23 protein-coding genes are annotated in these 24509 nt (G+C 34.1%); 19 read left to right on the top strand and 4 right to left on the bottom strand.

Annotated features, from left to right (window positions below; genetic code table 11):
* The first annotated feature begins 175 nt into the window (after nucleotides 1-175).
* The 5 genes from BLV91_RS10370 (at nucleotide 176) to dnaG (ending at nucleotide 5768) form a co-directional block, all read left to right on the top strand.
* The gene (locus BLV91_RS10370; RefSeq protein ID WP_091432764.1) at nucleotides 176-1153 is read left to right on the top strand and encodes a polyprenyl synthetase family protein; all 978 of its coding nucleotides are present in this window, start codon (nucleotides 176-178) and stop codon (nucleotides 1151-1153) included.
* A gap of 129 nt (nucleotides 1154-1282) precedes the next feature.
* Nucleotides 1283-1843 (top strand): RNA polymerase sigma factor, encoded by a 561-nt coding sequence (locus BLV91_RS10365; RefSeq protein WP_091432760.1) that lies wholly within the window; start codon nucleotides 1283-1285, stop codon nucleotides 1841-1843.
* Nucleotides 1830-2501, top strand: coding sequence for a hypothetical protein (locus BLV91_RS10360; RefSeq protein WP_091432757.1), 672 nt, complete (start codon nucleotides 1830-1832; stop codon nucleotides 2499-2501). Before BLV91_RS10365 ends, BLV91_RS10360 begins: the two co-directional genes overlap by 14 nt.
* Nucleotides 2502-2571: 70 nt before the next feature.
* Nucleotides 2572-3675 (top strand): hypothetical protein, encoded by a 1104-nt coding sequence (locus BLV91_RS10355; RefSeq protein WP_091432752.1) that lies wholly within the window; start codon nucleotides 2572-2574, stop codon nucleotides 3673-3675.
* Between the two features lie 110 nt (nucleotides 3676-3785).
* Nucleotides 3786-5768, top strand: a complete 1983-nt coding sequence (dnaG, locus tag BLV91_RS10350; RefSeq protein ID WP_091432749.1) for a DNA primase — start codon at nucleotides 3786-3788, stop codon at nucleotides 5766-5768.
* 121 nt (nucleotides 5769-5889) lie between these two features.
* Here dnaG and BLV91_RS10345 read toward each other — a convergent pair whose 3' ends face one another.
* On the bottom strand, nucleotides 5890-6519 hold the full coding sequence (locus BLV91_RS10345) for a response regulator transcription factor (protein ID WP_091432747.1): 630 nt from the start codon (nucleotides 6517-6519) through the stop codon (nucleotides 5890-5892).
* 89 nt (nucleotides 6520-6608) lie between these two features.
* On the bottom strand, nucleotides 6609-7409 hold the full coding sequence (nadE, locus tag BLV91_RS10340) for an NAD(+) synthase (protein ID WP_091432742.1): 801 nt from the start codon (nucleotides 7407-7409) through the stop codon (nucleotides 6609-6611).
* Between the two features lie 98 nt (nucleotides 7410-7507).
* Here nadE and gldB point away from each other — a divergent pair, with 98 nt between their 5' ends.
* Together gldB and gldC are read left to right on the top strand one after the other, a co-directional pair.
* Nucleotides 7508-8464, top strand: coding sequence for a gliding motility lipoprotein GldB (gene gldB, locus BLV91_RS10335; protein WP_091433068.1), 957 nt, complete (start codon nucleotides 7508-7510; stop codon nucleotides 8462-8464).
* Nucleotides 8464-8799: a gliding motility protein GldC gene (gene gldC / locus BLV91_RS10330; RefSeq protein ID WP_091432738.1), complete on the top strand. Its 336-nt coding sequence runs from the start codon at nucleotides 8464-8466 to the stop codon at nucleotides 8797-8799. The genes gldB and gldC overlap by 1 nt, the downstream gene beginning before the upstream one ends.
* Before the next feature lie 86 nt (nucleotides 8800-8885).
* On the opposite strand, the gene yihA is transcribed toward gldC, so the two are convergent.
* On the bottom strand, nucleotides 8886-9506 hold the full coding sequence (gene yihA / locus BLV91_RS10325) for a ribosome biogenesis GTP-binding protein YihA/YsxC (RefSeq protein ID WP_091432736.1): 621 nt from the start codon (nucleotides 9504-9506) through the stop codon (nucleotides 8886-8888).
* Nucleotides 9507-9538: 32 nt separating this feature from the next.
* Entirely contained in the window at nucleotides 9539-10312 is a 774-nt protein-coding gene (locus BLV91_RS10320; RefSeq protein WP_091432734.1) for an alpha/beta fold hydrolase, read from the bottom strand.
* 391 nt (nucleotides 10313-10703) lie between these two features.
* Between BLV91_RS10320 and BLV91_RS10315 the strand changes: the two genes are divergently transcribed.
* The 12 genes from BLV91_RS10315 to ftsA all read left to right on the top strand — a co-directional run bounded on the left by BLV91_RS10315 (nucleotide 10704) and on the right by ftsA (nucleotide 24506).
* Nucleotides 10704-11177: a division/cell wall cluster transcriptional repressor MraZ gene (locus BLV91_RS10315; protein WP_091432731.1), complete on the top strand. Its 474-nt coding sequence runs from the start codon at nucleotides 10704-10706 to the stop codon at nucleotides 11175-11177.
* On the top strand, nucleotides 11152-12060 hold the full coding sequence (gene rsmH, locus BLV91_RS10310; protein WP_175513990.1) for a 16S rRNA (cytosine(1402)-N(4))-methyltransferase RsmH: 909 nt from the start codon (nucleotides 11152-11154) through the stop codon (nucleotides 12058-12060). Before BLV91_RS10315 ends, rsmH begins: the two co-directional genes overlap by 26 nt.
* Before the next feature lie 98 nt (nucleotides 12061-12158).
* Nucleotides 12159-12506: an FtsL-like putative cell division protein gene (locus BLV91_RS10305; protein ID WP_091432729.1), complete on the top strand. Its 348-nt coding sequence runs from the start codon at nucleotides 12159-12161 to the stop codon at nucleotides 12504-12506.
* Nucleotides 12497-14500, top strand: coding sequence for a penicillin-binding protein (locus BLV91_RS10300; protein WP_091432727.1), 2004 nt, complete (start codon nucleotides 12497-12499; stop codon nucleotides 14498-14500). The genes BLV91_RS10305 and BLV91_RS10300 overlap by 10 nt, the downstream gene beginning before the upstream one ends.
* Entirely contained in the window at nucleotides 14497-15960 is a 1464-nt protein-coding gene (locus tag BLV91_RS10295) for a UDP-N-acetylmuramoyl-L-alanyl-D-glutamate--2,6-diaminopimelate ligase (protein ID WP_175513989.1), read from the top strand. Before BLV91_RS10300 ends, BLV91_RS10295 begins: the two co-directional genes overlap by 4 nt.
* A gap of 8 nt (nucleotides 15961-15968) precedes the next feature.
* Nucleotides 15969-17198, top strand: coding sequence for a phospho-N-acetylmuramoyl-pentapeptide-transferase (gene mraY, locus BLV91_RS10290; protein ID WP_091432725.1), 1230 nt, complete (start codon nucleotides 15969-15971; stop codon nucleotides 17196-17198).
* Nucleotide 17199: 1 nt separating this feature from the next.
* Complete coding sequence (murD, locus tag BLV91_RS10285) at nucleotides 17200-18531, top strand: UDP-N-acetylmuramoyl-L-alanine--D-glutamate ligase (RefSeq protein ID WP_091432722.1); 1332 nt, start codon at nucleotides 17200-17202, stop codon at nucleotides 18529-18531.
* A gap of 38 nt (nucleotides 18532-18569) precedes the next feature.
* Nucleotides 18570-19859: an FtsW/RodA/SpoVE family cell cycle protein gene (locus BLV91_RS10280; protein WP_091432719.1), complete on the top strand. Its 1290-nt coding sequence runs from the start codon at nucleotides 18570-18572 to the stop codon at nucleotides 19857-19859.
* Between the two features lie 52 nt (nucleotides 19860-19911).
* Nucleotides 19912-21003, top strand: a complete 1092-nt coding sequence (gene murG / locus BLV91_RS10275) for an undecaprenyldiphospho-muramoylpentapeptide beta-N-acetylglucosaminyltransferase (protein WP_091432716.1) — start codon at nucleotides 19912-19914, stop codon at nucleotides 21001-21003.
* A gap of 51 nt (nucleotides 21004-21054) precedes the next feature.
* Complete coding sequence (gene murC, locus BLV91_RS10270; protein WP_091432711.1) at nucleotides 21055-22404, top strand: UDP-N-acetylmuramate--L-alanine ligase; 1350 nt, start codon at nucleotides 21055-21057, stop codon at nucleotides 22402-22404.
* Nucleotides 22391-23113 carry a cell division protein FtsQ/DivIB gene (locus tag BLV91_RS10265; RefSeq protein ID WP_091432707.1) on the top strand — a complete coding sequence of 241 codons (723 nt, stop codon included), beginning with the start codon at nucleotides 22391-22393 and terminating at the stop codon, nucleotides 23111-23113. The genes murC and BLV91_RS10265 overlap by 14 nt, the downstream gene beginning before the upstream one ends.
* A gap of 7 nt (nucleotides 23114-23120) precedes the next feature.
* Entirely contained in the window at nucleotides 23121-24506 is a 1386-nt protein-coding gene (gene ftsA / locus BLV91_RS10260) for a cell division protein FtsA (RefSeq protein ID WP_091432705.1), read from the top strand.
* The last annotated feature ends 3 nt before the right edge of the window (nucleotides 24507-24509 follow it).

Genomic DNA, 24509 nt, shown 5'->3' with positions numbered 1-24509 from the left:
CTAAATAAGAAAGCTAAACCATTTTTTTTATAACACGATAATATAATAGATTTTCAGTGTAGGCATCTAATACAATTAATGATAATTCAAATTTTTAAGTGGGATTAGATTAAATGAATATACTTGCACAAAATAGATTACGGTTTTTATATAAAATAGTATATTTGAATTCTAAATGAACGTCACTTCCCAAATAAAACAGCCCATCTTTAAAGAAATGGAACTTTTCGAAAAAAAGTTCTATGAATCGATGACTTCACAAGTGGCTTTATTGAATAGGATTACATATTACATCGTAAACCGAAAAGGGAAGCAAATGCGTCCCATGTTTGTTTTTCTTACAGCTAAGATGGTTTCTTCAGGAATTGTAAATGAAAGAACCTATCGCGGTGCTTGTGTTATTGAGTTAATTCATACAGCAACGTTAGTTCATGATGACGTGGTAGATGACAGCAATCGCCGTCGCGGTTTTTTCTCTATAAATGCACTTTGGAAAAATAAAATTGCAGTGCTTGTGGGAGATTATTTACTCTCAAAAGGACTGTTGCTTTCAATTGATAATGGCGATTTTGATTTGCTTAAAATCATCTCTGTTGCTGTTCGCGAAATGAGTGAAGGTGAATTGCTTCAAATTGAAAAAGCACGAAGACTTGATATCACAGAGGATATTTACTACGAAATAATTCGAAAAAAGACAGCAACTCTTATTGCTGCCTGCTGTGCACTTGGAGCCAAATCCGTTATTGAAGATGAGATTCAGGTTGAGAATATGCGAAAATTTGGTGAACTCATCGGAATGGCATTCCAAATCAAAGATGATTTATTTGATTATACTGACGAAGCTATTGGGAAACCAACAGGGATCGATATAAAGGAGCAAAAGATGACTTTGCCGCTGATACATGTTTTGAATACCTGTACCTCAAAAGAAAAAAGCTGGTTGATTAATTCCATAAAGAATCATAATAAAGACAAGAAGCGAGTAAAAGAAGTGATTGCCTTCGTTAAAGATAATAATGGATTGACTTATGCCGAGAGCAAAATGGTCGAATTCCAGCAAGAAGCGCTTCTGCTTTTGAATAATTATCCTAATTCTGAATTTAAAGATGCCCTAATCTTAATGGTGAATTACGTTATTGAAAGGAAAAAATAATTAAATTTTAATCACTGTAGTTCAGTAGTTTACGAATTTTAATTTAATTTTTTTTGTCTTTTTTAAACTGTCATGCAACCTTTTTGCATTGTCAATCGTCTATACTAATAGAAACCCTTTACAAAGACTTTGAAAGTAATCAATTTACATCAGGAGGAAAAAGAATTGATCCAGCTAGCTGTCGAAAATAATCGACAGGCACAGCAGCAAATCTATACTCGGTTTTCTCCAAAAATGTTAAGTATCTGTCGGCTATATGTAAAAGACTTACAACAGGCTGAGGATGTTATGATTAGCTCTTTTATGAAAGTATTTACTGGTCTGAAAAATTTTCAGCACAATGGGAGTTTTGAAGGTTGGATACGACGAATCATGGTTAATGAATGTATTTCATTTATTAGAGTGCATAAAAAAGTAAACTTTATTGAGGATGTCGTTTATGTAGAGGAAAGTACTGAAGCTGAAGAATGCGAATTGGCAATTGATGATATTCAGTTCATGATAGATAATTTACCTGATGGTTATAGAATGGTTTTCAATTTATATGCAATTGAAGGTTTTAAGCACAAGGAAATTGCTGTTATGCTAGGGATAAACGAAGGAACATCTAAATCGCAATTGTCACACTCCAGGAAAATTTTGCAGCAGCAAATTAATGCCACAAAAAGTTACGACTATGGAACCAAATAAATTAGATACAATAATAAAAGATAAGTTGGAGGCTAGAACCATTGAACCTTCTAATGAAGCATGGGGAAAGTTAGAAGCAATGATGGTAGTTGCTGAGAAACCAAAACGCTCCTATTCTTGGATGTACATTGCGGCCAGTTTTGTTGGGTTGGCAATTGTAGGTACAGTGTTTTTTGCTGAAAGCGAAAAGCTAATTATGAATCCAGATACTGAGGTCGTTGTCAAGGAGTTAGTGGTTCCTAGAACTATTTTAAAACAAGCTAACAGTACGCCCTTAGTTATTAATAATATAAATGGTGCTTCTGATAATAGAACGGCTGTATCTAAATCTACATCAGTCGTAAAAGAGCGCGGGACAATTAATACCGTAAGTCAAAACCAAATAAGCCAAGTTTCAATCATCAATCAAAAAACAGAATCAAATTCAATTACATTACAAAATCAATCTAGTGCGCTTGAATTGCTAGCTGCCGTAGAGAATACTACGCCAAAAGAAAAGCAATTAAATTCTAAGCAAGTTGTACATGTAGACGCTGCTAATTTACTCTATCAGGTAGATGGAGAACTAGAGCTTTCTTTTCGAGAAAAAGTAATCAATAAAGTCAGTAAGAATTACCAAACAGTAAAAGTGGCTTTCGCCAATAGAAATTTCGAGTAAAAGCAATCAATTAATCAATCAATTAATCAATCAATCAATCAATCAATCAATCAATCAAAAATTAATTATCATGAGAAACTTAGTTATTTACTTAACGTTATTATTGTGTCTTATAGCCAGTAAAATGGTAGCGCAAGATGCTTTTGAAAAACAAGCAAAGAATATTGCTTTAAAAATCGAGAATATTACTAATGAACAAAAAGCGGCATTAAAAGTAGAAGTGGAAGAAGTGAACTTTCAATTAGAGAAAGGAATTCTAACTTTAGAACAGGCAAATACAAAAAAGCAACAGTTGGCACAGGCGAGAGCGACCATAATTGAAAATAAAGTGGCCGTTGCTCAACAAGAATTAAAAGACTTGGTACAACAAAAAGTAGACGGTAAAATTAATGGTCAGGGAGTAGACGAATATAAGTCTGGAGGAACGATGATTGTTTTAGGAGGGAGTAATGACTCTATTGGAAAGAATAAGAAGGAAATCAATATCACTTCAATGAAGGTCTATAATGGACAAAATGATAAAGAAGATCGTCAATCAAAACGTACCACAAGTCAAGTCGTTTTTGCAACAGGTTTAAATAATTTGGTAACTGATAAAAGTGTTCAAAAATCAGATTTTAGGTATTTTGGATCTCATTTTTATGAATTGGGTTTGACTTATAATTCAAGAATACTTAAGGATGCTAATTTATTACATGCTAAATATGGATTGTCTGTTATGTATAATAACCTTCGTGCTACAGACAATAGAAGCTTTGTCGTGAATGGGAATCAAACTAGCTTAGAAGTAAACCCGATTCATCAAGAGGATTCGAGGTTTAGGACAGTTTCGCTAGTAGTTCCAGTACATTTAGAGTTCGATTTTTCTAAATCTAAAGAAAGAGACGGGAAAACTTATTTTAAAACCCATGATAATTTCCGTTTAGGTTTTGGTGGATACTTTGGTGCAAACCTGAAGTCCAAACAAATTATTAAATATGAGGATGGGGATTACAAATCAAAAGAAAGGGTGAAAGGGGATTTTAATACTGAAGAAATCATTTATGGATTGAGTTCTTACATTGGTTACAAATCAACCAGTTTGTATCTTAAATATGATTTAAATCCTTTGTTTTCAGATAATGAAGTGAAACAGAATAATGTTTCCCTTGGTGTTCGTTTTGATTTCAATTAAGCTTAGTTTTGAGTTAGTTTTTAATCCTTCTAGAGTTTCAAACTTTAGGAGGGTTTATTATGTTTAATACTTTGTATCTTTGCTTTTTTATAACTTTTAGCATTAAATAATTGATTTCAAAAGCGACTATAGATACTGTTTTCGAAACTGCTCGAGTAGAGGAGGTTATTGGTGATTTTGTTCAATTAAAGAGAGCGGGAAGTAACTTTAAGGGATTGAGTCCGTTCTCTGATGAGCGCTCGCCTTCATTTATGGTTTCCCCTGTAAAACAAATATGGAAAGATTTTAGTACTGGAAAAGGAGGGAATTCAATTGCTTTTTTAATGGAGCACGAACATTTTACCTATCCAGAAGCCATTCGTTATTTGGCTAAAAAATATAATATAGAGATTGAAGAAACGGAACAAACTGATCAGGAAAAAGCCAATACTGATGTTCGTGAAAGCATGTATTTGGTTTCTGAGTTTGCTAAAACGTACTTCCATAAAACACTTTTGAACTCTGAGGAAGGTAAAGCAATAGGTCTTTCTTATTTTAAAGAAAGAGGATTTACTGCTGAAACGATTGAAAAATTTAGTTTAGGATATTCACCTGAAACTTGGGATGCTTTTACTAAAGAAGCACTCGGGAAAGGATATAAGTTGGAGTTTCTAGAGAGTACCGGTTTAACGATAGCACGTGAAGACAGACCTTTTGACCGTTTCAAAAGTCGAGTAATGTTTCCTATACAAAGTATGTCTGGGAGAGTGCTTGGTTTTGGAGGTCGAATACTTACAAATGACAAAAAATCGGCAAAATACCTAAATTCACCTGAAAGTGATATTTACCATAAGAGTAAAGTGCTTTACGGGATTTATCAAGCCAAACAATCTATCGCTAAGCTTAATAATTGTTATTTAGTCGAAGGATATACGGATGTTATTCAATTTAATCAATCCGGAATTGAAAATGTGGTTGCTTCCTCTGGGACAGCTTTGACACCTGATCAAATTCGTCTAATTAACAGATTGACAAAAAATATTACCGTACTTTTTGATGGTGATGCTGCAGGTCTTAGGGCTTCCATTCGAGGAATCGATTTGATTCTGGAAGAAGGTATGAATGTAAAGGTGTGTACTTTTCCTGATGGAGAAGATCCGGACAGTTTTGCTAAGAAAACATCTCATGATGATTTAGTAGCCTATTTGGAGGATAATGCGAAAGATTTTATACAGTTCAAAGCGTCTCTTTTAATGAATGAGGCAAAGAACGATCCCATAAAAAAAGCCGATTTGATTCGGGACATGGTTTCGAGTATTTCCAAAATACCAGACAGAATTCAAAGGGAAATATACATTCAGGAATGTTCCCGAATTATGGACATTTCAGAACAAGTTTTAGTCAGCACTTTGGCACAACTGGTCCAAAAAGATGTTGCTGCGCCTGGTAAAAAGCCAAAACAAGAGTACGAGCAAAGGTCTTTTGAAGTAATAAAGAATGAAGACCCAGAGGTTCTTGAAAAAGTTGATGTCTTAGGTAATGTCGAGCGTGAACTAATCAGGATTCTTTTGTTGTATGGTAATAAGACTGAAAATTTCGAAGAAATTCTAATGAAGTCAAATGGAGAAGGGGAAATTATCGAAGTTACAGAATTCAAAGAGCAGAAAGTTTTTCAAAAAATATTTTTGAGTTTGCAGGAAGATGAAGTCGAATTTGCCAGTCCAATTTTTAAAGTTATTTATGACGATTTAATTAACTACTATCTTCAAAACGAAAATTCAGGAATAGAGAAATATATTAATCATTTACAGTCTGGTGTACCGGCAGAAGTCACTACTATAATGATGGAAGATGAAAAATATGTATTGCACGACTGGATAGGTCAAAATATTTTTCCAAAAACTATTGAAGATACTTTAAATCAAGGGGTGTCAGACACCTTATTTACTTTAAGATGGTTCTTGATTAGTGAGATTATTGAAAATTTAAAAAACTCTATCTCAAATGAACCAGGTTCTGATAATATGGAATCTTTATCGATGGTGATGAGCTATATTGATCTTAGAGGTAAGTTTTCTAGAAAATTAGGTAGGGTTGTGGTTCGTTATCATTAAAAAAAAACTCCCTATCTCTAAATCAAGTTCAGCTAATACGGAGTTCTTATTTATGGCGATTGACTATGAAATGAATCAACTCGTTTTCTAAATCATCAGGATGGTTAAAGACAAAAAATAACTAGACGATTTCCAGTTTTTTTGCTTTTTCAACTAAATCAACCAAATTGGTTACATTTAGTTTTGTTAACAATCGCAATTTGTAGGTACTAATCGTTTTTTCATTAAGATTTAGGATTTCAGCAATTTCATGATTCTTTTTCCCTGCACTTAAATAACGTAGTACTTCTACTTCTCTATTAGATAATTTTCGATACAGGCGCTCGCTCTTACTTTGTTTTGCAATTAAGGCAAGATTCTTTTTCACGGTTTCATTCATGATTATCTTTCCTTGATTGACTTTAACAATAGATTGACCTAAGGTTTCGAGTTTTTCTTTTTTATGGACAAATCCTGAGACACCCGCTTTAATTGCGTTTGGCGCATAAATTTGTTCTGAAAGACCACTGAAAATAATAATTTTAGTTTTTGGAAAAGTTTTCAAAATTGATTTCACTTCAAAAATACTGGCAAGTCCTTCCAGTTCCAAGTCTAATATTAATACGTCGATTTCTTTAGTAAGGAGTATATCGCGAATCATCAGGAAGTTACCAACATTGGCAACTATTGATATGTCGGCATGATCTTTAAAATAAGATTTCACTCCAAAATGCACGACTGGATAGTTATCGGCTAAACAAACTTTAATCATAATTCTTTATTTAAGAGTTATCTGTCAAAATGATATAATAAATTTAATAATAAAATAATATTATTACTAATTTTCTGGATAAAACGCAATTAATTCCGATTAACTAAGCAAACTGGTATCTCTCTCATTTTGTGTTGGTTAATTTTATTTAAGCGTTTGTAGATTTCAAAGACTGTTTTTTGTCTTCCTGAAAAATCATTAGCTGTTTTTCCTGCTTCATCTTCAAGCATAGCCCATTCTAACTCATCGTAGTTAGCACCTAATTGTTGTTCATCTGTTTTTTCATCACCAAATAGTCCGTCAGATGGAGCTGCTTTCAGAATGGATTCCGGAACTTCTAGATATGCGGCCAGAGAAAATACTTCAGATTTCATTAAATCAGCAATTGGACTTATGTCCACTCCGCCATCTCCGTATTTTGTGTAAAAGCCTACGCCAAAATCTTCTACTTTATTTCCAGTTCCTGCAACTAATAGTCCATGAACACCTGCAAAATAATATAGGGTAGTCATACGAAGTCGTGCTCTTGTGTTTGCAAGAGTCAGCGCTAGTTTATGTTCTTCAAAATCACTAGGAACTTCTTTTTTAAATGCTTCGAAAACTGAAGTTAAATCAGCTTGAGTATTTGTGACATTAGGGAATCTGCTTTTTAATTGTTTGATATGTTCACGGCCTCGACTTACATGGCTTTCGTGTTGGTGAATGGGCATTTCTACGCATAAAACTTCAAGACCGGTTTGTGCGCATAATGTTGAGGTGACAGCTGAGTCAACTCCGCCTGAAATACCAATAACAAATCCTTTTACTTTTGCATTTTCTGCATAGGCTTTTAACCAGTTCACAATTTGGGTATTCACTTGATCAACTTGTATGGTGCTTTTTTTAGTCATAATAGTTTAACTTTTAACAAAGAGGAATGTATATTTGCAAAAGCAATAAGTAGCCTGCTCTTTTGAGTGATTTTTCTGAGGCAAATTTAATTAAAAAAATGAAAACATACCTAATTTCTAGTGTTCTAAGTCTATTTCTTTTGTCGTGTGGACAAAAAAATAAAATAGAGAAGGCTGTTAATGACATACCTGTAGAAATAAAGGTAGAGCGATTTGATAAAGTATTTTTCGAAACACAGCCCGAAGATTTAAGTAAAGTGAAGAACGAATTTCCGTATTTTTTTCCTGCTGGAAATGAAGATTCAGTTTGGTTAGATAAAATGCAAGATCCTTTATGGCGCGAGTTGTATAGTGAAGTTCAAAAAAAATACGCGGATTTTACTCCAGTTCAAAGTGAGGCTGTCACGTTATTTAAGCATCTGAAATATTATTTTCCGGAAACAACGATACCTAGGCTGATTACAGTAATATCTGAAATGGATTATAATAATAAGGTAATATATGCTGATAGTCTGGTTATTATTTCTCTCGAAATGTATTTAGGTAAAGAGCATAATTTTTATCAGTTTCCAAACTATATTAAGCAGAATTTTGTGGAAAGACAGATTATGCCAGATGTTGTTTCTAGTTTTTATAATTATAAAGCAGCTCCTAATCAGGATAAGAGTCTGCTATCTAATATGATTTTTGCAGGTAAGGAGTTGTATCTGAAAGATATGCTATTGCCGGATTATAGCGATGCTGATAAGATGGGTTATACGCCCGAGCAGATAAGCTGGTGTGAGGAGAATGAGAGTTATATGTGGAGGTATTTTATCGAGAAAGAATTGCTTTATAGTGATGATCAAAAACTAATACCACGGTTTATAAGCATGGCTCCTTTTTCTAAATTTTATTTAGAAATTGACAATGAAAGCCCAGGTAGAGTAGGAGCTTGGGTAGGATGGCAAATTGTTCGTTCGTATATGGAAAACAATAAGGTATCTTTGCAACAATTATTAAATTCGAGTACTAAAGAAATATTTGAAAAATCAAAATACAAACCTAAAAAGTAATGTCAGATAAAAACAAATCAGAAATTAAGATTCAAGTTGAATTAGATGAAAACCAAGTTCCAGAAAAATTATTATGGTCTGCGAAAGATGGTGGTGTAGAGTTAGAAGAAGCTAAAGCAGTTATGCTTTCAGTTTGGGACAGCAAAGCAAAAGAAAGTTTGCGTATTGATTTATGGACAAAAGAAATGCCTGTTGATGAAATGAAGATATTCTTTCATCAGACTTTGGTTACCATGGCGGATACTTTTTATCGTGCCACTGGAGACGAGAAAATGACAGATACAATGAAGCAGTTTTGCGAATATTTTGCTGAAAAACTGGAATTGAAAAAGTAATTCATGTTGAATGCCTAAAAAAAATCCCAAGACTAAAAACTTTAGTTTTGGGATTTTTTTTGTTTTATTATAGAAGTAGCTACTTTCTAAAATTGATTTTTGTTTTTGAAAACCTCTTGATTTACTTCCTCTATATAATTAAGTAGTTCCTCTTTTCCAATAGATTCCGTTGCTGAAGTCACAAAATAATGTGGCATTTCTGCCCAGTTATTTGCGAACATATTCTTTTTATAGGCTGCAATATGTGAATCAATTTTTACTTTACTGATTTTGTCTGCTTTGGTAAAGATAATACAAAAAGGAATTTCGCTCTCTCCCATGTATCCCATAAACTCAATATCAATTGCTTGTGCCTCATGACGAATGTCTATTAAAACAAAGGCGCAAACTAGTTGTTCTCGAGTTTCGAAATAGTCTGTAATAAATTGCTGAAAAACAGACTTGGTTTTTTTGGATACCTTGGCATAGCCATATCCTGGTAAATCTACTAAAAACCAATTGTTGTTTATTAAGAAATGATTGATAAGCTGAGTCTTTCCAGGTCTTCCAGAAGTTTTGGCAAGCTTTTTATGGTTGGTCAACATATTGATTAATGAGGACTTCCCAACGTTTGATCGGCCTATAAAAGCATATTCCGGCAAAAAGTCCTTTGGACATTTTGAGACGTCTGAATTGCTAATTACGAATTCGGCAGTATTAATTTTCATTTTTTCTAAGTGTAAAATTCTCCTGTAAAGGATTAGTGTGCTTTTAAGTGGGTATGTGTTAACCAGTCTTCCAATAGTCTATTGAATTCCTCAGGTTGTTCCATCATTGCCGCATGTCCACATTTGTCGATCCAATATAAAGTAGAGTTTGGTAATAATTTATTGAATTCTTCAGCAACATCCGGAGGTGTAACTTTGTCATTCTTACCCCATATAATACAAGTTTGAACATGCATTTTAGGTAAATCTTTTGCCATGTTATGTCGAATGGCACTTTTTGCGATTGTCAGCGTTTTTATCAGTTTTATTCTGTCGTTTACTGAAGCGTAAACTTCATCAATAAGTTCTGGTGTAGCTACCTTTGGGTCATAAAATACATCTTCGGCTTTTTTCTTAATGTATTCATAGTCACCTCTTTTTGGGTAACTGTCGCCCATGGCACTTTCGTATAATCCTGAACTACCTGTTATTACAAGTCCCGCAACTTTTTCAGGATACATTTTAGTATGATATAATGCAATATGACCTCCTAACGAATTCCCCAAAAGTATTACTCTTTCAAAACCTTTGAAAGTGATAAAGTCTTTGACGTATTTGGCGAAATTTTTGACATTAGTTTTTAGAATATTTTGAGTATATATAGGTAGATCCGGGATTACTATTTTGTATCCTTTTTCAGAAAAATAACTGGCAACCGCGTCAAAATTACTAAGTCCTCCCATTAGGCCATGTAAGATAACAATTGGCGTTCCTTCTCCAGCTTCATAATAGCTGTATTTACCTTCTTTCTTATAATTTTTTTCCATGTTTTTGAATGCGGATTTTCAATTTTCACAAATATATGATTTAATAAATTAAAATGAATTTTTGGGTACAATTTTTAAGTTTATTATGGGCTTTTTTTAATCTTTTTATTTCCAACATATTTTAAAATGTAATAATCTCGATTTTTAGAGAAGGTTTTTATTGTAAATAATTGGTTTTAGCTGTTAAATGATTACGTATAATCAACTCTCTATTTCTTTAGTTTGAAGAATCGTTGCTCAAATTTATAAAGTAGCTAACAGTCTGACAGTCCAAAAATTAAGGGGTTCTGGTCAAAAGTGGTTAAACTTATCAACAAAGTGGTAAGTAGTGGTAGAAAGTGGTAATATTTTTCATATTTTTGCTTTAGTTCATTTCTAAAAGAAAACTCAGTTGATTACAATAGTCGGAACATATGAATGTAAGGTAGATGCTAAAGGAAGGGCGCTGTTGCCAGCTCCTTTAAAAAAGCAACTGGCTCTTTCGTTACAAGACGGTTTCGTATTGAAACGTTCTGTGTTTCAGCCTTGTTTGGAGTTGTATCCTATGGCTGAGTGGGATTTGATGATGTCAAAAATCAACAAGCTCAATCGATTTGTAAAGAAAAACAATGATTTTATACGCAGGTTTACAGCAGGCGTGAAGGTAGTAGAAATTGATTCGTTGGGGAGGTTATTAGTTCCTAAAGACCTTGTTTCTTTTGCGAATCTTTCGAAAGATGTTGTTTTTTCTTCGGCAGTAAATATTGTTGAGATATGGGATAAGGATTTATACGAGAAATCGATTAATGGAGAAGATGTAGATTTTGCTGATTTGGCAGAGGAAGTAATGGGAAATATAAATGACGACGACAATGGAATATCATAATCCGGTTTTGCTAAAGGAATCAGTAGATGGTTTAAATATTAAGCCTGATGGCATTTATGTGGATGTTACCTTCGGTGGAGGTGGGCATTCAAAAGAAATTTTAAGCAGGTTAGGGCCAAATGGGAAACTGTTTGCTTTTGATCAAGATGAGGATGCATTAGCTAATGCTTTAGACGATGAAAGATTTGTTCTTATTAATGAGAACTTTAGGTTCATCAAACGTTTTTTACGTTTTTATGGTGTAAAAAGTGTAGATGGGATTTTAGGTGACTTAGGAGTTTCTTCGCATCAATTTGATGTGGCTGAAAGAGGGTTTTCAACTCGTTTTGATGCTGAATTAGACATGAGAATGAGCCAGAAGAATGATCTGAATGCCAATAGAGTGGTTAATGAATATGATGAAGCAAACTTGAAAAGAGTGTTCTTGGATTATGGGGAATTGAAAAATGCTCCAGTTCTAGCGAGAACAATCGTTCAAGCAAGAGAAGAGCGACCAATCACTACGACTGATGATTTAAAAGAGGTTTTGGCTAAATTTTTACCAGAAAGAGTTAGGAATAAAATATTGGCTCAAATCTATCAGGCCATTCGAATTGAAGTGAATCAAGAAATGGATGTATTAAAGGAGTTTCTTGAGCAGTCCTTAGAGATTTTAAATAAAGGAGGGAGACTAAGTGTTATCTCTTATCATTCTTTAGAAGACCGATTGGTGAAAAGATTTATGAAAAACGGAATGTTTGAGGGAGAGCCTGAGCGTGATTTCTTCGGTAATTTTTCAGTTCCTTTTAAAACCGTCGGCAAACTGATTGTTCCAAACAACGAGGAAATTAAGTTGAATAATAGAGCGCGAAGTGCTAAACTACGAATAGCCGAAAAGATATAATTCTCACTCCAAATTGAAGGAGGTTACAGCAGAAGTATAGATACTAACTTTTAATATCGCGGCATTCTCTCTTTTTGAGAAGGTCAGAACTAAGGCAAATGAAGAACGGTTTTACTAACATATTGAAGGCGCGATTTCTTATAGATGATGATGCTATTAAAAATTGGCGTTTTATCGTTTTTCTTATTCTTTTGGCCATTATCATGATTGCTAATACGCAACAATACGAACAAAAGGTTTTTAAGATTGCGGCACTGACAAACGAAGTGAAAGAATTACGATCTGAATTTGTTGATAGACGCTCGCAACTGATGAAGTTGAAAATGGAATCCACAGTTTCTGAAAAAATGATTGAAAAAGAAATTTTCCCATCGACTGTTCCTCCAGTAAAAATTAAAGTAATAAAAATAGAAGAAAAAAGTTTTCTTAAAAAAATATGGCAGTAGAAGATAAACACATATCATACAGAATCTACCTAGTTGCTTTTGCTATCTTTTTGATTGCAATCGCGATTGCCGTGAAATTAACTAATATACAGTGGGTTGAAGGGGATTATTATAGAAAATTAGCTAAAGAAAGAACGGTTAAGAATTTTGTTATTCCGGCAAATAAAGGCAATATCTATTCATCAGATGGAAGTTTATTGGCTACTTCGATACCTAATTATACTATAAGGTTTGATGCTCTTGCTCCCAAAGTAGAGAATTTCGAAAAAAATGTACAAGCATTGTCTGATTCCCTGGCTACGATTTTAGGAAAGTCAAGTGGTTTTTATCAAAACGAACTTAGAAAAGCTAGAGCTAATAATAATAGGTATTACTTAATTGCTCGCGGTTTAAGTTATACAGACTATATAAAAATCAAGGGATTTCCTTTGTTTAAATTAGGAGCTTACAAGGGTGGTATTATTGTAGAGCAAAAAACAATTAGAGAACATCCGATCGGTAAAATCGCAGAGCGAACTATTGGTTACGAAAGAGAAGTTGCTGAAGGTAAGTTTGACGGTAAAGGAATTGAATGGGCATATAGAAAATACCTGAATGGAAAAGACGGTAAAATTCTAAAACAAAAAATTGCAAAAGGACAGTGGAAGCCTATTCGTGATGTCAATGAAGTTGATCCTCAAGATGGTTATGATGTTATTTCTACAATTGATGTTTATATACAGGATATTGCGCATCATGCTTTGTTAAAACAATTGCAAGAGTACGAAGCGGATCATGGTTGCGTGGTTGTCATGGAGACTGAAACAGGTCAGGTAAAGGCTATCGCGAATTTAGGGAGAGCTAGTGACGGAACTTATTATGAGACTACAAATTATGCTGTAGCTGAGTCTCATGAACCTGGATCTACATTTAAATTAGTTGACATGATGGCTATTTTAGAAGATAAAGTGGCAGATACAAGTACTGTTTACAACACTTTTGGTGGAGAAATTAGGTATTCAGGTAAGGCTGTTCGCGATTCGCATAAAGGTGGTTACGGAAAAATTTCTTTGGCTAGAGGTTTTGAGTTGTCATCTAATACGGTATTGGTTCAAGCTGTTTATGATAATTATAAAGAGAATCCATCTCGATTTGTTAAGCATGTTAACACTTGGGGATTTAACAAGAAATTAAAAATGGATTTTGAAGGTGAAGGTCGCCCTTTCATTCCGCAACCTACAGATAAAAATTGGAGTAATATATCTCTTCCTTGGATGGCTTTTGGTTATGGGGTTTCGATTACACCAATGCAGACCTTAACATTTTATAATGCTGTGGCAAATAATGGTGTGATGGTAAAACCTCAATTTGTATCTGAAATAAAAGAATGGAATAAAACGATAGTAAAGGTTGAAAAAGAAGTAATCAATCCGAGAGTTTGTTCGCCTGAAACAATCAAAAAGTTAAAAGCAGTTTTGGAGAACGTAGTTAAAAGAGGGACGGCGTCTAAATTGTATTCTAAAGATTTCTCTATGGCTGGTAAAACGGGAACAGCTCAAGTAAATTATGGTAAAAGGGACGGTACTAAAATGCACTATGCGTCTTCTTTCGTGGGTTATTTCCCAGCAGATCATCCTAAATATTCTTGTATAGTAGTGGTTCATAAACCAAGCACTGCTAAGGGTGATTTTTATGGAGCAGGTGTTGCGGGGCCAGTTTTTAAAAGAATAGCACAGAAGATATTCACTGATGTTCCTTCTACAAACGAAATTAAAAATTTGAATAGAAAAATTCCGAAACAGGAAAATAATTACAATGACTATTTTGCTCGTTTGCAAAAGCAAAAGCAATCTGTTCCAAATGTTAAAGGAATGCCAGGAATGGATGCTATTGCTTTATTAGAAAATTTAGGGATAAAAGTAAATGCAGTCGGTATGGGTAAAGTAAAAACACAATCGCTTCAGGCGGGTCAGGATATAATTAAAAACACAACTATAACACTTGAATTATTGTGATTATACTAAAAGACATATTATACAAAGTAGCTATTGAATCCATTAAGGGTTCGACAGATGTTGCTGTTGGGAAAATTGAATTTGATTCTAGAAAAGTCGAGAAAAACGATGTTTTTGTTGCCATTCGAGGATCTGTTTCTGATGGTCACGATTATATTCAAAAGGCGATTGAACTAGGAGCTATTGCAATTGTTTGCGATACATTTCCTGATACATTTGAAAAAGGAATTACTTATATACAAGTAAAAGATACTAATAAAGCGCTTGCATTCATGGCGGCTAATTTTTTCGGAGATCCTTCGAAAGATTTAAAGCTTGTTGGGATAACAGGAACTAACGGAAAAACAACGATAGCTTCGCTTTTGTATCAATTATTTAAAAAGGCAGGTTTCAAAGTAGGATTATTGTCTACTGTTAAAATTCTAGTTGACGATACGGAATATAAAGCGACACATACAACACCGGATTCAATCACGATCAATCATTATTTGAGAGAAATGATTGCAGCAGGAGTTGAATATTGTTTTATGGAAGTGAGCTCCCACGGGATTCACCAAAAAAGAACGGAAGGCTTGCATTTTGTTGGTGGGGTTTTTACCAATTTATCTCACGATCATTTGGATTACCATCCCACATTTGCAGAATACAGAGATGTGAAAAAATCATTTTTTGACAATCTTCCAAAGACCGCATTTGCTTTATCAAATATAGATGATAAAAATGGTGCAGTGATGATGCAAAATACTGTAGCTATAAAACGCACTTATGCTTTAAAATCTTATGCTGACTATAGAGCACAGATTCTTGAAAATCAATTGTCGGGTTTATTGTTGAAAATTGACGGAAATGAAGTTTGGGTAAAACTCATCGGAACATTTAATGCTTACAATGTTTTGGCTATATACGGTACAGCCATTGAATTGGGATTAGATGGTCTTGAAACGCTTCGTTTACTTTCTGAATTAGAAAGTGTTTCTGGAAGGTTTCAATACATTGTTTCTACTACAAACATTACGGCAATTGTAGATTATGCACATACGCCAGACGCGCTTGAGAACGTGTTGAAAACTATAAATGATATTCGTACAAAAAACGAACAACTAATCACGGTTGTAGGTTGTGGGGGTAATAGAGATAAGACAAAACGCCCAATTATGGCGAGCATCGCTACAGAATTGAGCGATAAAGTGGTGCTAACTTCTGATAATCCAAGAAATGAGGATCCAGATGTTATTATTGCTGAAATGGAAAAAGGAGTTGCGGCTCAGAATTATAAAAAAGTATTAACGATTACAGATAGAAAACAGGCTATTAAAACGGCTTGCCAATTGGCTCAGCCAAATGATATTGTCATAATCGCAGGTAAAGGACATGAGACTTATCAAGAAATCAAAGGTGTTAGAAGCGACTTTGATGACATGAAAATAGTTAAGGAGATATTAGAACAACTTCATAAATAGTAAAAAATATGCTGTATTATTTATTTGAATATTTAGACAAAATATTGAATGTTTCCGGAGCCGGAGTATTTCAATACATCACTTTTAGATCGGCTCTGGCTTTTCTGTTATCTCTTTTGTTATCTACTGTTTTCGGTAAAAGAATTATAAACTTTTTACGAAATCAACAAGTTGGTGAAACGGTTAGAGAGTTGGGATTAGCTGGTCAAAATGAGAAAGCGGGAACGCCTACAATGGGCGGACTTATTATCATATTTGCTACACTTGTGCCCGTTATGTTGTTTGCAAAATTGCATAATATTTACATCGTATTATTGATAGTTACGACCTTATGGATGGGAACTATTGGTTTTATTGATGATTATATTAAAATTTTCAAAAAAGACAAAGAAGGATTAAAAGGTATTTTTAAGGTTTTTGGCCAAGTAGGATTAGGCTTGATTGTAGGAACAGTCCTTTATTTTAGTCCAAATGTTACGGTGCGAACTGATACTGGTAAAAATGATATTTTTAGAGTTACTACTGAAAATGTAATTAGCCAAAGTCCAGTTGAAGAAAAATCTACAGCAACTACAATTCCTTTTTTCAAAAACAATGAATTTGATTATGCAGAGCTGTTGGCCTGGACTGGTGAAGGTTATGAAAAATGGGCTTGGTTAATTTTTATTCCAGTGGTGATTTTTATTATAACTGCAGTTTCAAATGGTGCTAATTTAACTGATGGAATTGATGGGCTCGCGGCAGGAACGTCAGCAATATCCGTTCTGGCATTAGGGATTTTTACTTTCCTTTCTGGAAATATTATTTTCTCGAATTATCTAAATATAATGTACATACCCAATTCGGGCGAAATGACTGTGTTTATTGCAGCATTTGTTGGGTCATTGATTGGGTTTCTTTGGTACAACTCTTATCCTGCATCTGTATTTATGGGGGATACAGGAAGTTTAACTATTGGAGGAATCATTGCAGTGCTGGCCATTGCGGTTCGTAAAGAATTATTGATTCCGTTATTGTGCGGTGTTTTTTTAGTTGAAAACTTTTCGGTGGTGTTGCAGGTCGCTTATTTTAAATACACTAAAAAACGCTTTGGCGAAGGCAAAAGAGTTTTCCTAATGGCTCCTTTACATCATCATTATCAAAAGAAAGGTTATCATGAAAGTAAAATTGTGACCCGATTTTGGATTGTAGCCATAATGTTAGCTATTCTTTCAATTGTTACTTTAAAATTAAGATAACATGAGACTAGTTGTATTAGGCGGAGGAGAAAGCGGAGTGGGTACAGCCATTCTTGGGAAAGAAAAAGGATATGATGTTTTTGTGTCTGATTTTGGAAAAATAAAAGAAAATTACAAAGAAGTTCTTATAAGTAATGGTATTGATTTCGAAGATGAACAACATACTGAGAATTTGATTTTGAATGCAGATGTGGTGATGAAAAGTCCTGGTATTCCTGAGAAAGCTCCAATAGTTAAAAAGCTAATCGAAAAAGGTATTCCTGTGATTTCTGAAATTGAATTTGCAGCTCCTTTTACAAAAGCCATCACGATAGGGATTACAGGAAGTAATGGAAAGACCACTACGACAATGTTAGTCTATCATTTGTTAAAATCGGCTGGATTAAATGTAGGGTTGGGAGGAAATATAGGAAAGAGCTTTGCTCAGCAGGTAGCTGAGGATAAATTTGATTCTTATGTATTAGAGTTAAGTAGTTTTCAGCTTGACGGGATTGTAGATTACAAGCCACATATTGCTATAATTACGAATATCAGTCCTGATCATTTAGATCGATACGATTATAAATACGAAAATTATATTGATTCAAAATTTAGAATAACGATGAATCAAACGGAGGATGATTACCTCATATACGATGCAGATGACGAAGCCATTACAGAATGGTTTAAAAATAACAAAACGAAAGCAAAACTAATCCCTTTTTCATTGACAAAAACATTCAACGAAGGAGCATTTATACAAAACAATAACATGGAAGTAATTATCAATCAAGATGAGTTTAAAATGGAGACTGAATCTATTGCCTTAGAAGGGAAACATAATATGAAAAATGCAATGGCAGCAACCTCTGTGGCGAAATTGATGCAAATAAGAAAAGCAACGATTCGTGAAAGTTTATCTAATTTTCAAGGTGTAGAACACCGTCTTGAGAAAGTATTGAAAATTCAAAATGTTCAGTATATCAATGACTCAAAAGCGACAAATGTTAATGCTACATTTTTTGCGCTTGACAGTATGAATTCACCAACAGTATGGATTGTGGGTGGAGTTGATAAAGGAAACGATTATAATGAATTGATGTCATTAGTGCGTGAAAAAGTAAAAGCTATTGTTTGTCTTGGAGTAGACAACAAAAAAATAATTGATGCTTTTGGAAACGTTGTTGATATGATGATTGAAGTGTCGAACATGACTGATGCCGTGAGAATGGCGCAAAGATTAACTGAAAAAGGAGATACGGTTTTATTATCACCAGCCTGCGCTAGTTTTGATTTGTTTGAAAACTATGAAGATAGAGGAAATCAATTCAAACAAGCAGTACAAAATCTGTAAGCACAACTAATAATAGTTTTATAATTCAAACAATAAAAATGAAACAACTAATAAGCAACTTAAAAGGAGATAAAGGAATATGGTCATTCGTGGCTCTATTGGCTCTGTTTTCGTTTATGCCTGTTTTTAGTGCTAGTAGTAATTTAGCTTATTTGGGTCATGGAACGGGAAATACGTTAGGCTATTTAGTAAAGCATTTGGCTCACATTTGTATTGGGTTTTTAATTATATATGGGGTTCACAGAGTTCCATACCATTATTTCAGGGCTATTTCGAAAGTGGCTTTGCCTGTTGTTTGGATATTACTGTTGTACACATTAGTTAAGGGAACAGTTATCGCGGGTGCTAATGCCAGCAGATGGATCCAGGTGCCTTTTATAGGGATATCGTTTCAAACATCGACATTAGCATCAGTAGTGTTATTTATTTTTGTGGCTCGTTATTTATCAAAATCTAGAGAAATTCCTATTACATTCAAAGCGTCATTATGGGAGCTTTGGGCGCCGGTGTTCTTTACGTTGATTCTTATTTTACCAGCTAACTTCTCTACGACAGCGTTGATTTTTGCGATGATATTGATGTTAGTTTTCATAGGGAAATATCCGCTAAAGTATATCGGAATTATTATAGGTTCAGGAATTCTATTTCTTGCTTTTTTTGTTTTGCTAAGTAAGGCATTTCCAGAATCGAGATTTTTTAGTAGAGTGCAAACTTGGGAAAGCAGAATTGAAAATTTCAGTACTGATAAGCCTGATGAAGATGATTATCAAATTGAGAAAGCGAAAATTGCTATTGCTTCAGGGAAAATTTATGGATTGGGTCCGGGTAAAAGTGTTCAAAAGAACTTTTTGCCACAGTCTTCTTCTGATTTTATATATGCTATTATAGTTGAGGAATATGGACTTATAGGTGGCTTTGGAGTGCTTGTTTTATATTTATTATTGTTATTTCGATTTGTTGTTGCATCACACAAAGCCAATACAATATTTGGAAAATTAGTGGTGATAGGATTAGGTTTTCCCATGATATTTCAGGCTATGATTAATATGGCCGTTGCGGTCGAATTACTACCTGTAACTGGGCAAACACTACCATTAATAAGTAGTGGTGGAAGTTCTATCTGGATGACCTGTTTTGCACTTGGAATTATCATAAGTGTTACTAAAAAAGACGAAGAAATAGAACAAGAACAAAAAGATGCAGCCAAAAGAGAAGAAGCACTCAATAAACTGATTGATGCTGAATTGGCTTCTGAAGATGTAGCGCTAGACGATTACTCTATTGAGGACACGGCAGTAAATCCTATGAATGCAGTTTTAAACAAATAATATTTTTAGATAATTAACTGTTTTTTTAATAACGTAATAACTTTTATTTCAGATGAAACAATATAAATTCATATTAAGTGGTGGTGGAACTGGTGGGCATATTTACCCAGCAATTGCTATTGCCAATGAATTAAAATTGCGTTTCCCAGATGCTGAATTTCTTTTTGTGGGTGCCAAGGACAAGATGGAAATGCAAAAAGTCCCTCAGGCTGGTTATCAAATAAAAGGATTATGGATTGCTGGATTGCAGCGAAAAGTTAGTTTACAGAATATGATGTTTCCTTTCAAGTTAGTTGATAGCTTGTGGAAGTCAAAAAAAATAATAAAGGAGTTTAATCCAGATGTAGTAATTGGAACTGGTGGTTTTGCCAGCGGTCCGTTATTAAAGATGGCAAGTGTAATGGGTATTCCTACGGTGATACAAGAACAAAATTCTTTTCCTGGAATTACCAATAAGCTACTAAGCAAAAAAGCAAATGTGATATGCGTTGCTTATGAGAATTTAGAACGATTTTTTCCAAAAGAGAAAATGGTTTTGACTGGAAATCCGGTTCGCCAGGATTTAATTGATATTGAAAGTAAAAGAGCAGGGGCAATCCAACATTTCAATTTAGATCCGAATAAGAAAACCTTGTTAGTACTTGGCGGAAGCCTTGGAGCGAGAAGAGTAAATCAATTAATTGAAGCGGAACTAGGAAAATTTGCTTCTCAAAATATCCAAATTATCTGGCAATGTGGGAAGTTATATTTCGAAGATTATAAAAAATGCAATGCTAATAATGTACAAGTTTTTGCTTTTATAGAGAGAATGGATTTAGTTTATGCAGCTTCGGATATAGTTATTTCTCGTGCAGGTGCGTCGTCGGTTTCGGAATTATGTATTGTGGGAAAACCGGTGATTTTTATTCCTTCTCCTAATGTAGCAGAGGATCATCAAACGAAAAATGCAAAATCCATAGTGGATAAAAAAGGAGCTCTTCTTGTGAAAGAATCAGAATTGGATGCTGAGTTCAGTTTGGTTTTTGAAGCTTTATTGAAAGATCAAGAGAAGCAAAATCAATTAAGCAAGAATATCAAACGATTAGCAATGCCAAAGGCGACAAAAGCAATCGCTGATGAAATCGTAAAATTAATTAAAAAGTAATAGTCATAAAGTCATTTGACTTTTTGAAATAAAAATAAACACACAGAAAAAATGAACTTAAACCAAATACATAACGTCTATTTCATCGGAATCGGTGGCATCGGTATGAGTGCTTTGGCTCGGTATTTTAAAAATATTGGGAAACAAGTTTCAGGTTATGATAAAACCCCTACGACTTTAACAAAGGAATTAATCGCTAGTGGGATTGAAATTCATTTTGAAGATAGTATTGATTTAATTCCTAAAGATTATTTTGTTGAAAATACTTTGGTGATTATTACACCAGCAGTTCCTACTTCGCATTCAGAATGGAATTATTTTGTAGAACGTGATTTTCATGTCAAAAAAAGGGCAGAAGTTTTAGGGATAATTACTAAAGATACGTTCTGCTTTGCAGTTGCAGGAACGCATGGAAAGACAACAACCTCAAGTATATTAGGTCATATTTTATATGAAAGTGGAGCTGATGTTACTGCTTTTATAGGAGGTATTGTAGAAAATTATAATTCAAATTTGATAGGTGACGGTAAAACAGTTACGGTTGTTGAAGCGGATGAATTTGACCGTTCTTTTTTGCATTTGCATCCTAATATTGCCTGTATTACCTCTATGGATGCCGATCATTTGGATATTTATGGAACTAGTGATGCAATCGAGGCATCATTTTTGGAGTTTGCGGACAAGTTAGAAGATAAGAGTAAATTATTTATAACGAAAGAGCTTCCAATTGCGGGGGTTACTGTGGCTGTAAATGAAGATGCTGTTTACAGTGCTTTTAATGTTCGAATTGAAGATGGAAGCTATTTATTCGATATAAATACACCAAAAGGAGTCTTATATGATTTTCGTTTTGGATTACCAGGAAAACATAATTTAATGAATGCTTTAATGGCTATTGCAATGGCTGAAATATTCGGCACCCCAACCGACGCCATTGCAGTAGCCTTAGCTTCATTTAAAGGTGTTAAAAGAAGGTTTTCATACCAAATAAAGAAAGAAGAATTAGTTTATATTGATGATTATGCACATCATCCAACAGAAATTGATGCTGTTTATCAGGCCGTAAGTGAATTGTATCCAGATAAAAAAGTATTAGCGGTTTTTCAGCCGCATTTGTTTAGCAGAACTAGAGATTTTGCCGATGATTTTGCAAAAAGTCTATCACAATTTGACGAGCTAATTTTAATGGATATTTATCCAGCTCGAGAATTGCAAATTGAGGGAATTACTTCAGAATGGCTATTCGATAAAATTGATAATCAGCATAAAGAAATTGTTTCAAAAGAGCGTTTGATAGAGGCTATTTTGAAAAGCAATGCTCAAGTGATCGTAACGATAGGAGCGGGTGATATTGGAGAGATGGTAGTATCAATCAAAGAAGCATTAAATGAAAAGATTTAATTGGACAAATATCAGATTAGTGCTCATGTTGGGGGTAGTAGTTTTCTTGTTTTCATTTACGTCAAAGCGAAATGAAAATAGAAAACTCACTAAATCGATGGTTGTTTTTGTAGGAGATAATGCACTTTTTATTAAGCGAGAAACGGTTAATAAATTGTTAATAGAAAATAAAGAGAATGCATCAAGCATTCAAAAAGATAAATTAGATTTGAATAAGCTAGAGAGATCACTGGATTCAAATGACCTGATTGAGAAATCAGATGTGTTTGTGAGTATTGATGGTGTCTTAAAAGCAGTGGTGAAACAAAAGACTCCTATAGCTAGAGTTTTTAATGGTAATGACTCTTTTTATATTGATTATGAGGGGGGTAGAATGCCTTTATCGGATAATTTTACAGCTAGAGTTCCGCTTGTTTCGGGGGTGATAAATAAAAAAAATAACGAGGAATTAGACCAATTATTTCGTGTGATTTATGACGATGATTTTTTGAAAAAAAACATCATTGCTATACAGATTATGCCGAATGGGAGCTTAAAAATGCTCAACAGAAATTTTGATTATCAAATTGATTTTGGTAAAATCATAAATGCGGAGCGAAAATTTAAAGATTATAAAGCCTTTTTTCAAAAGGCAGTTTTAGATAGCTCGTTATATAAATATAAAAAAATTGACCTCAGATTTACAAAACAAGTAGTTTGTACTAAATAAATAGATAATGGAAAAAGAGAATATTGCAGTGGGTCTAGATATTGGGACAACAAAGATTGTTGCCATGATCGGTAAGAAAAATGAATATGGTAAGCTAGAAATTTTGGGAGTTGGTAAATCCAAAAGTTTAGGTGTTGCCAGAGGTGTAGTAAATAATATTACTCAAACCATTCAATCGATCCAACAAGCAATTCAAGAAGCAGAGAATAATTCAGGTTACAAAATAAAAGATGTTGTTGTAGGTATAGCCGGTCAACACATTCGCAGTATTCAACATACAGATTACATCAGTAGAAGTAATCCAGAAGAAGTGATAGGTGGAGCTGATATCCAACTGTTAATTGATCAAGTAAATAAATTGGCTATGTTGCCTGGAGAAGAAATTATCCATGTATTGCCACAGGAATTTAAAATTGATGGTCAATCTGAAATCAAAGAGCCTATAGGAATGTATGGCGGAAGATTAGAGTCTAGTTTTCACGTTGTAGTAGGACAAGCATCATCTATACGAAATGTAGGTCGTTGTATACAAAGTTCAGGAATTGAATTGTCTGGCTTGACATTAGAGCCATTGGCATCGTCTGATGCAGTGTTGAGTCAAGAAGAGAAAGAAGCTGGAGTTGCCTTGATTGATATAGGAGGAGGGACAACAGATTTGGCTATTTTTAAAGATGGAATTATTCGCCATACAGCGGTAATCCCTTTTGGAGGAAATGTGATTTCTGATGATATAAAAGAAGGATGTTCAATCATCGAAAAACAAGCAGAATTATTAAAAGTAAAATTTGGTTCAGCTTGGCCAGGTGAAAATAGAGATAACGAAATTGTTTCTATTCCTGGATTAAGAGGAAGAGAGCCAAAAGAAATTTCTTTGAAAAACTTGTCGAAAATAATTCATGCCCGTGTGGTCGAAATTGTGGAGCAAGTTTTTACTGAAATAAAAGCATACGGACATGAAGATCCACGTAAAAAATTAATTGCAGGAATTGTACTTACTGGTGGTGGGGCACAATTAAAACACATTAAGCAGTTAGTTGAATATATTACTGGAATGGATACTAGAATTGGATATCCAAACGAGCATTTGGCAGGTGATTCAGACGAAGAATTTTCAAGCCCATTGTATGCTACAGCAGTAGGTTTAGTAATGAATAGCATAGAGAATAAAACACAAAGTGCTGTTAGAAAAGACGAAATAGCTCCGCAAAAAGTACAGCCAAACCGACCTCCGGTTGATGAATATCAGGAGAGAAGAGAAAGAGAAGAAGAAGTTGAAAAAGTGGAATCTAAAAGTAATGGTAAGAAGGAAGAGTCTACAGGAGATAAAATAAAGAGATCCTTTTTTGATCGCTATGTAGATAAGATCAAAGATTTTTTAGATAACGCAGAGTAGGGC

The sequence above is a fragment of the Flavobacterium degerlachei genome, from assembly GCF_900106645.1.
In the GTDB taxonomy this organism is placed as follows: domain Bacteria; phylum Bacteroidota; class Bacteroidia; order Flavobacteriales; family Flavobacteriaceae; genus Flavobacterium; species Flavobacterium degerlachei.
The sequence above is the reverse complement of the archived record's forward strand: the minus strand, read 5'-3'. Positions and strand labels throughout refer to the sequence as shown.